Origin of the sequence: Pseudomonas sp. NFPP28, from assembly GCF_900115535.1 — a bacterium.
GTDB lineage: Bacteria > Pseudomonadota > Gammaproteobacteria > Pseudomonadales > Pseudomonadaceae > Aquipseudomonas > Aquipseudomonas extremorientalis.
Genome location: NZ_FOWT01000016.1, coordinates 1 through 7,161 on the forward strand (window position 1 = coordinate 1; position 7,161 = coordinate 7,161).

General features: G+C 57.4%; 5 protein-coding genes and 2 pseudogenes. 1 reads left to right on the forward strand and 6 read right to left on the reverse strand.

The window, feature by feature from the left end; all coding sequences use genetic code 11:
- The 3 genes from BM110_RS29085 to BM110_RS29095 all read right to left on the reverse strand — a co-directional run.
- Positions 1-603, reverse strand: a 603-nt coding sequence (locus tag BM110_RS29085) for a ribonucleotide-diphosphate reductase subunit beta (RefSeq protein WP_175538877.1), incomplete at its 3' end; no start/stop codon positions are given.
- Positions 604-789: 186 nt separating this feature from the next.
- Positions 790-2,094, reverse strand: coding sequence for an ATP-binding protein (locus BM110_RS29090; protein ID WP_071490715.1), 1,305 nt, complete (start codon positions 2,092-2,094; stop codon positions 790-792).
- Positions 2,091-2,831 (reverse strand): response regulator, encoded by a 741-nt coding sequence (locus BM110_RS29095; protein ID WP_092250889.1) that lies wholly within the window; start codon positions 2,829-2,831, stop codon positions 2,091-2,093. Before BM110_RS29095 ends, BM110_RS29090 begins: the two co-directional genes overlap by 4 nt.
- Positions 2,832-3,236: 405 nt before the next feature.
- Between BM110_RS29095 and BM110_RS29100 the strand changes: the two genes are divergently transcribed.
- A complete protein-coding gene (locus tag BM110_RS29100) occupies positions 3,237-4,466 on the forward strand; it encodes a M20/M25/M40 family metallo-hydrolase (RefSeq protein WP_093514676.1) in 1,230 nt (409 codons plus the stop codon).
- 185 nt (positions 4,467-4,651) lie between these two features.
- Here the strand turns inward: BM110_RS29100 and BM110_RS29105 are convergent, their stop codons facing one another.
- The 3 genes and pseudogenes from BM110_RS29105 to BM110_RS29670 form a co-directional block, all read right to left on the reverse strand.
- Positions 4,652-4,975: a contact-dependent growth inhibition system immunity protein gene (locus BM110_RS29105; protein WP_093514677.1), complete on the reverse strand. Its 324-nt coding sequence runs from the start codon at positions 4,973-4,975 to the stop codon at positions 4,652-4,654.
- A pseudogene (locus BM110_RS29110) lies at positions 4,972-6,021 on the reverse strand (RHS repeat-associated core domain-containing protein); the annotation flags it as partial. The gene BM110_RS29105 and the pseudogene BM110_RS29110, both read right to left, overlap by 4 nt.
- A gap of 509 nt (positions 6,022-6,530) precedes the next feature.
- Positions 6,531-7,161 (reverse strand): annotated as a pseudogene (locus BM110_RS29670) (rhs family protein); the annotation flags it as partial.

The following is a 7,161-nucleotide window of genomic DNA, read 5'->3' on the forward strand; positions in this document are numbered from 1 at the left end:
CGATTCGATGCAGTACTGGTAGGCGTGGGTGTGGATCGCTTCTTCGAAGGCCTGGCGCAGGATGTACTGGCGGCACTCCGGGTTGGTGATCAGGCGGTACACGGCCAGCACCAGGTTGTTGGCGACCAGGGAGTCGGCGGTGGAGAAGAAGCCGAGGTTGCGCATGACGATGCGGCGTTCGTCGTCGGTCAGGCCTTCGGGGTTTTTCCACAGGGCGATGTCGGCGGTCATGTTGACCTCTTGCGGCATCCAGTGGTTGGCGCAGCCGTCGAGGTACTTCTGCCAGGCCCAGTCGTACTTGAACGGCACGAGTTGGTTGAGGTCGGCGCGGCAGTTGATCATGCGCTTTTCGTCAACGGCGACGCGGGCGGAGGCGCCTTCGAGTTCGGCGAGGCCTTCGGCGACGTCGAGTTTGTCCAGCGCAGCCTTGGCGCGGACGATGGCGGCGGAGTCGTTGGCGGTCACGTTACGGGCTTCCAGCGCAGCCGCGGCGCCGGCACCGTCGAGGCGGTCCATGTTGGCTTCGCTGGCGTGGCCGGCATTGGCGCCCTTGATCACCGCTGCACCGGTGTCTTCGTTGTCGACTTCATCCCAACTCAGCATGGAAATGCTCCTTCCTGGTATTCGAAAAATAAGTGTTTTTGCAGGCTTCAAGGCATTGAAATACTGCCCATAATGTGGTCGGTAAATACCGAGACCGCACACTATGTAGTGGTCTGATCTGTTTGTGGGCACACTATATGGTGTGTAACAAGACTGGTCAACGTGCAGCAATCACGTTGGCCTGCTTTAAAGGCTGATCTTGATCTGCGCGCACAACCCACCTTCCGGCCGGTTGCTCAACGTCAACGAGCCCCCGATCGCCACCACCAGTTGCTGGGCAATCGCCAGTCCCAGGCCGGTGCCGCCGGTGCCGCGGTTGCGTGAGCTTTCCACGCGGTAGAACGGCTGCATCACCTGCACCAGTTCGTCCTCGGCAATGCCCGGGCCGTTGTCGAGCACCTTGATCGACAGCTCGCCATCGGCGGTCGAACCGACCTCCAGTTGCGCGGCGCCGGCGAACTTGAGGGCGTTGTCCACCAGGTTCACCAGCACCCGGCGCAGGGCGTGAGGGCGGGTGTCGAGAACTACCGCGCTTTTGCCGCTGAGGCTCACCTGTTTGTGCATGTCCTGGTAGTCGAACACCAGGCTGTCAAGGAAGGCGTCGAGGTTGATGCGGTGGCTGGCTTCGGTGGCGCCGTGGACGCTGCGTGCGTAGGCCACGCCCTCGCGCACCAGGTGCTCCATCTCCCCGAGGTCGCTCCACAGTTTGTCGCGTTCGGCACAATCCTCCATGAATTCGGCGCGCAGTTTCATGCGGGTGATCGGGGTTTGCAGGTCATGGGAAATTGCCGCGAGGATCTGCATGCGTTCCTTCAGGTATTCGGCGATGCGTTGTTGCATGGCGTTGAACGCAACCGCGGCATGGGCTACTTCGGTGGGGCCTGTTTCGTCCAGCGGCGTGGGGTGAGCGTTAGGGTCCAGGGTCTCCACGGCGCGCGCCAGGCGGGTCAGCGGGCGGATGGCCAGGCGCACGGCGAACCAGGTGCAGCCCAGCAGCAGCGCCAGTTGCAGCACCAGCACCACCGGCAGCCAGTACGCGACGGGCAGCATGGAGGGGCGCACGTCGAGGGTGATCGGGTTGCCGTCGGCCAGGGTCAGGTGCGCCTGGAAGTGCTTCTGCATCCCAGGGATGTCGCGAAAGGTCAGCGCGTAGTGTTCACCCAATGCATCGGCGATCGAGGTGGCGGCCATGGGCACGTCGTCGCTGCGCATCGGCTCGCCGGTTTCGCCGGCGTTGAGCAGGTAGCGGTAGTTTTGCCGATCCAGGCGCGGCAGCCAGCTGGCGCGCTCGTCGGCGGGCAGCCGGTCGAGGATCGCCACCGAGGTGGCCACGTCGTTTTCCAGGTTGCCCAGCATGGCGGTGCGCGCGCTGATGTAGCGCTCATAGAACTGCGCGCTGAAGGACAAGCCATGGGCGCACACCAGGCTGATCAGGAAGATCAGCGACAACTGTGACGCCAGGGTACGCGGCCAGCCAAACCTTAAGGTCATTGCTCGGCCTCGAGGATTTCCACCGGCAGGGAGAACACGTAGCCCTCGCTGCGCACGGTCTTGATGTAGGCCGGTTCGCGGGCGTCGTCCAGCAGGCGTTGGCGCAGGCGACTCACCAGCAGGTCGATGGAACGGTCGAACAGATCGGCGTCGCGGCCTTGGGTCAGGTTGAGCAACTGGTCGCGGTTGAGCACGCGCTGGGGGTGATCGAGGAACACCCGCAGCAAGCGGTATTCGGCGCCGCTCAGGGCGACCAGGGTGTCGTCTTCGTCGAGCAGGTGGCGGGCGGTGGTGTCCAGGCGCCAACGGCCGAAGCGGATCAGCCGCCCGGTTTCGCTGACCACCAGGTTCGGCGGCAGCATCCGCGTGCGGCGCAGCACCGCGTTGATGCGCGCCAGCAGCTCACGGGCGGCGAACGGTTTGACCAGGTAATCGTCCGCGCCCATTTCCAGGCCGATGATGCGGTCGGTTTCATCGTTGCGTGCGGTCAGCATCAACACCGGCGTGGCTTTATGCTTGCCCACCCGCAGCTCGCGGCACAGCTGCAAACCGTCGTCGCCGGGCATCATGATGTCCAGCACGATCAGGTCCACCGGGGTGGTGTCGAGGAAGCTGCGCATCTGGCGGCCGTCGGCGACCACGGTGGTGCGCAAGCCGTTCTTCTTCAGGTAGTTGCCCACCAGTTCGCGGATTTCCCGGTCGTCATCGACGATCAGGATGTGATCGACATGATCCATGCTGCCTTCCTCGTTAAATGCTCGTTGGAGCGCAGTCTAGCCACTGGCGCCGGCCTTGCCTTGTACCCTTTGTATTGCAGTGTATCTGGCGATAAGGAGATACATGACGAAGCAAAAAGGCTGGTGCGACAGGTTTTATCCCGCTGCATAGCCGATAAACGGTTATGTACTAATAAATTTCTAATATTTCTAGTGAATAGACACGGCCTTGGCTGGAAGCGAGCAGGTTGCGCCCGCGCAGGCGGTCGAGGGCTTCGTTGAGGGTGCACTTGCTCACGCCCTCTGATGCAACGCATCACGGCTGCTCTGTTGCTGGGTGTGGCGGTGCGGTGCGCGAGGGTTGGTTGCGATCAGTCTGTGGGGTAGGGTGTCACGGCACCTTCCAACAAAAACAAGGATCGGTTCATGCTCTTCACCTTCCGCCGTACCCTCCTGGCCGCCACCCTGGCCGTGTCCTTCGCTGTGCCGGCCTACAGCGCCGAGCCCCATAAACAGATCCAGGCCCAATCCGAACACTACAAGGCCGACGCCCTGAAACTGCTGGAGCGCCTGGTAAATATCGACTCGGGCTCAGGTTATGAACCGGGCCTGACCCAAGTGCGCGACATCGCCGTGGATGAGCTGAAACAGCTGGGCTTTTCCATCGAGCTGGTGCCGGACAAAGCCGCCAACAACAGCCACGTGGTCGCCACCCTCAAGGGCACCGGCAAAGCCAGAATCCTGTTGATGGCCCATATGGACACCGTGTTCAAGGAAGGCTCGGCCGCCGAGCGCCCGTTCCACATCAAGGACGGCCGCGCCTATGGCCCCGGCGTGATGGATGACAAAGGCGGCATCGTCGCCGGCATCTACGCGCTCAAAGTCCTCAAGGACCAGGGCTTCAAGGACTACGCGCAAATCACCTTCCTGCTCGATGCCAGCGAAGAAACCGGCTCCGACGCCGCCTCCGAGCTGATCCGCCAAACCGCCAAGGCCCACGACGTCACCCTCAACCTCGAACCCGGGCGCCCGGCCGATGGCCTGGTGGTGTGGCGCAAAGGCAGCGCTACCGCCGTGGTCGAAGTCAAAGGCAAAGCCGCCCACGCCGGCGTCGCCCCGGAACTCGGCCGTAACGCCGCCATGGAAGCGGCGCACCAGATCCTGCAACTGGGCAAGCTGGGTGATGCAGAGAAGAAAACCACCATCAACTTCACCGTGATCAAGGCGGGCGACCGCACCAACGTCATTCCCGACCAGGCCACCGCCAAGGCCGACGTGCGCGCGGCATTGCCGGAAGAGTTTGACCGCATCGAGAAGGACCTGGCACGGGTGTCGGCCAACAAGCTGATCCCCGAGACCGAAGTGAAGACCAGCCTGCAGAGTGGGCTGCCACCGATGCCGCAGACGCCGGAGTCGGACAAGCTGGTGGCGATTGCCCAGGGGATTTATGGGGAGTTGGGCAAGACGTTGACGATTGAAGGCAGTGGCGGTGCGGCGGATGCCAGCTTGTCAGCCGGGGTAGGGACGCCGACGTTGGATGGGTTTGGGATTGTTGGCGGGAATATTCATACGCCGGAGGAGTATGCGGAGGTGGAGAGTGTGGTGCCGCGGGTTTATCTGTTGAGTCGGATGATTATGGAACTTTCGAAGCGGTGATTTTCTGCTGATTGACACCCTTTTGTGGTGAGCAGGCTTGCCCTGCGTTGGGCTGCGTAGCAGCCCCAAAACAGACAATGCCGTTTCACCTGAAGACATCTATCGCCTGGATTGGGGCCGCTTTGCGGCCCAACGCAGGGCAAGCTCGCTCGCCACATAAGCGGGTATCGCGTCCTTTGCACCGGTTAGATTTTTTCATTTTTAATTTTGGGGGTTCTGTTTTTAAGTGTTGATACAACATGCCTCAACCAAGTTAGGCCGTCGGGCCATTCGCTGCGATAATAATAGTAGCAACCTATATCGCTGAATAAATAAGCTTCCAACTCTTGCTCTGTCTTTACGCTGCGCATTAGCTTATCTAGTTCTGTTTGTACTTTTAATATCGTGTCTTCAGATGAGTCGGAGATGAAAAACTCAATAACATCGTCTGCTTTTTCGTGGTCGTCAACCCAGTCTTGATTGAAGTAACCAGCAAAAAACTGTTGTAGTTCGGGATAGTCTTGGTTCATGGGTTTGGAAATCCAGTATGAATTCGGTAACCAGTATGCATGTTAGGGGCTTTACGGATTATCAGGTAAATTTCCTTTCCCGAAACGGCTGATGTGCTGTTCTTTTTGAAACTTGTACCTACGGGATGTTTGGTTTTTTGAATGATGACGATTTGATTGTTTTTCCCTTTTAAAAAGTTATCGATTTTGGCTTTGTTTTCATCCAGTACGGTCGATATTTCCCGCTCTGCTGTTGCTCTGTCATGGAAGGTTGAGGCGGCTGGGATGTGTGGCTCTTGCTTTAAACGTTCCAATAATTGTTTGTCGCTTCTACCTATGTGTTTTTCCATTAAATGTCCTCCTGCTTTCTCATGTGCAGTTAAACCCCCTCCTGGAACTATTATGCTATATGGACCTTCAGGACAGTTTCCATTCGTACAGCTTAGACCTAAGGGATCTATCCATCCCGTCGGATTGGGCACGTACTGGTAAGCATTGATCCCACCCGCCAGCTTCACCGGGTCCGGCGTCAGATACCGACCAGCATCCGGATTGTAGTAGCGATGGCGGTTGTAGTGCAGCCCGCTTTCCTGATCGAAATACTGACCCTGGAAGCGCAGCGGGTTGTCGACTTTTCCGATGTCGAGGCGGGTGATTTCCCCGTAGGCACGGTAATGCGCCGACCAGACGATTTCGCCGTCTTGGGCAGTGAGTTCCTGCGGCGTGCCAAGGTGGTCGAGTTGGTAGTGGTAGGCCTTGGTTTCCTTGGGGCCGAAGCCTTCCAGCAAGGCTAGCGGACGGAAGCTGTCCGGCTCGTAGAGATAGCTGCGATGCCGATCCGCATGGTGTTCGGCAATCAGTTTGTCGCCTTGCCAGAAGAACTCTTTGGTGATGCCGTCGACGGTTTTACTGATACGCCGCCCAAACGGGTCGTAGCGGTAGCTGGCGGTCTGGCCGTTAGGTTTTTTAATACCGATCAGACGATGCTGGCAGTCGTAGCGGTATTCGGTGACGAGTTGATGGCCTTTGCCGCGTCGTTCGCGGACGAGGTTGCCGAATGCGTCGTAGCCGATTTACCTGAAGACCTCATCGCCTGGATTGGGGCCGCTTCGCGGCCCAACGCGAGCAAGTTCGATTGCCGCAAGTGGGGAGGCTGGTTTTTTAGAAATCTTCGATACTTACCCAGGCAGATGCCGGATACGCTTGTTTTCTTAATTTTCCGATCTTGGCAAGTCGTAGTAGTTTTTCAAACATGTCAATAAGACCTGCATGAACTTTCTCTGATTAATTACGGGTGCGCTGAAATAGGTTGCCATGCTTTTGAAAACGGCATCAAAATTGTCATTGATGGCTAAGAAATGTGTGATCGAGGCAATGAACCACTCCTGCTCACTCCTCGTATAATCGAGAAATTCTGGTTTGGTTAACTCGTCAAAAAGATCTGCAAGTTCTTTTTCATTATTTACGTCTTTTGATGCAATTAGTTTCTCTCGCTCTAAGTCATCAGTGTTTTCAATGTCGTAAGTGAACAGTAGTCCACGGATTATTGACATGCTAGGCTTGTTTTTCATTTTGGTCATTTCTCCGTGTATGCAGTTTTTGGGTGGCCTTGGTTGTTTAATATCACCCTTGCTTTACGTTGTTGGCTATATTCCATTCCCTCTCTTGAGTATCCTTCGCCAACAATTTTTCCCATATTCATTGGTTCTAATGATGCAGCGTGTCCGTTTCGTCTAAAAATAAGCTGGGCTCGGTATATCGAGTTTAGCTGATCCCTATGGCTGAGATAGTGTGTTGCAGCGGGTGGGTATTTAGGTTCCCCTGTGTTTGGGCCCGATGTGTAGCGCTCAATAATTCCTGTCGTCGGGTTTCTTGCGGTATTTAATCGTTCGAGCTGAGACTCGAGTGTCGTTTGTGCGCCGTGTTTTTCCAGGAAATGTGCTCCCGGCGTTGCCTTCTCAAGCTCGTCCAGACGCTTATAGGCGTTCGCTTCGGCAAGCTCATCAATTCTTGCCTGACGCTCAGCACGAGTCAGTTGGGGTAACGCGGGCTCTCCGTCATTGACGCTTGGCGAAGAGCGTTGAGAAATGGCGGCTTGCTTGCAACCATCTCCGCCAGGACATGAGCTCAGCCCTAATGGATCTACCCATCCCGTCGGGTTGGGTACGTACTGGTAAGCATTGATCCCACCCGCCAACTTCACTGAA

Coding starts and splice junctions, on each gene's coding strand:
- BM110_RS29105 (WP_093514677.1), bottom strand. CDS start 4,975: ATGAACCAAGACTATCCCGAACTACAACAGTTTTTTGCTGGTTACTTC.
- BM110_RS29100 (WP_093514676.1), top strand. CDS start 3,237: ATGCTCTTCACCTTCCGCCGTACCCTCCTGGCCGCCACCCTGGCCGTG.
- BM110_RS29090 (WP_071490715.1), bottom strand. CDS start 2,094: ATGACCTTAAGGTTTGGCTGGCCGCGTACCCTGGCGTCACAGTTGTCG.
- BM110_RS29095 (WP_092250889.1), bottom strand. CDS start 2,831: ATGGATCATGTCGATCACATCCTGATCGTCGATGACGACCGGGAAATC.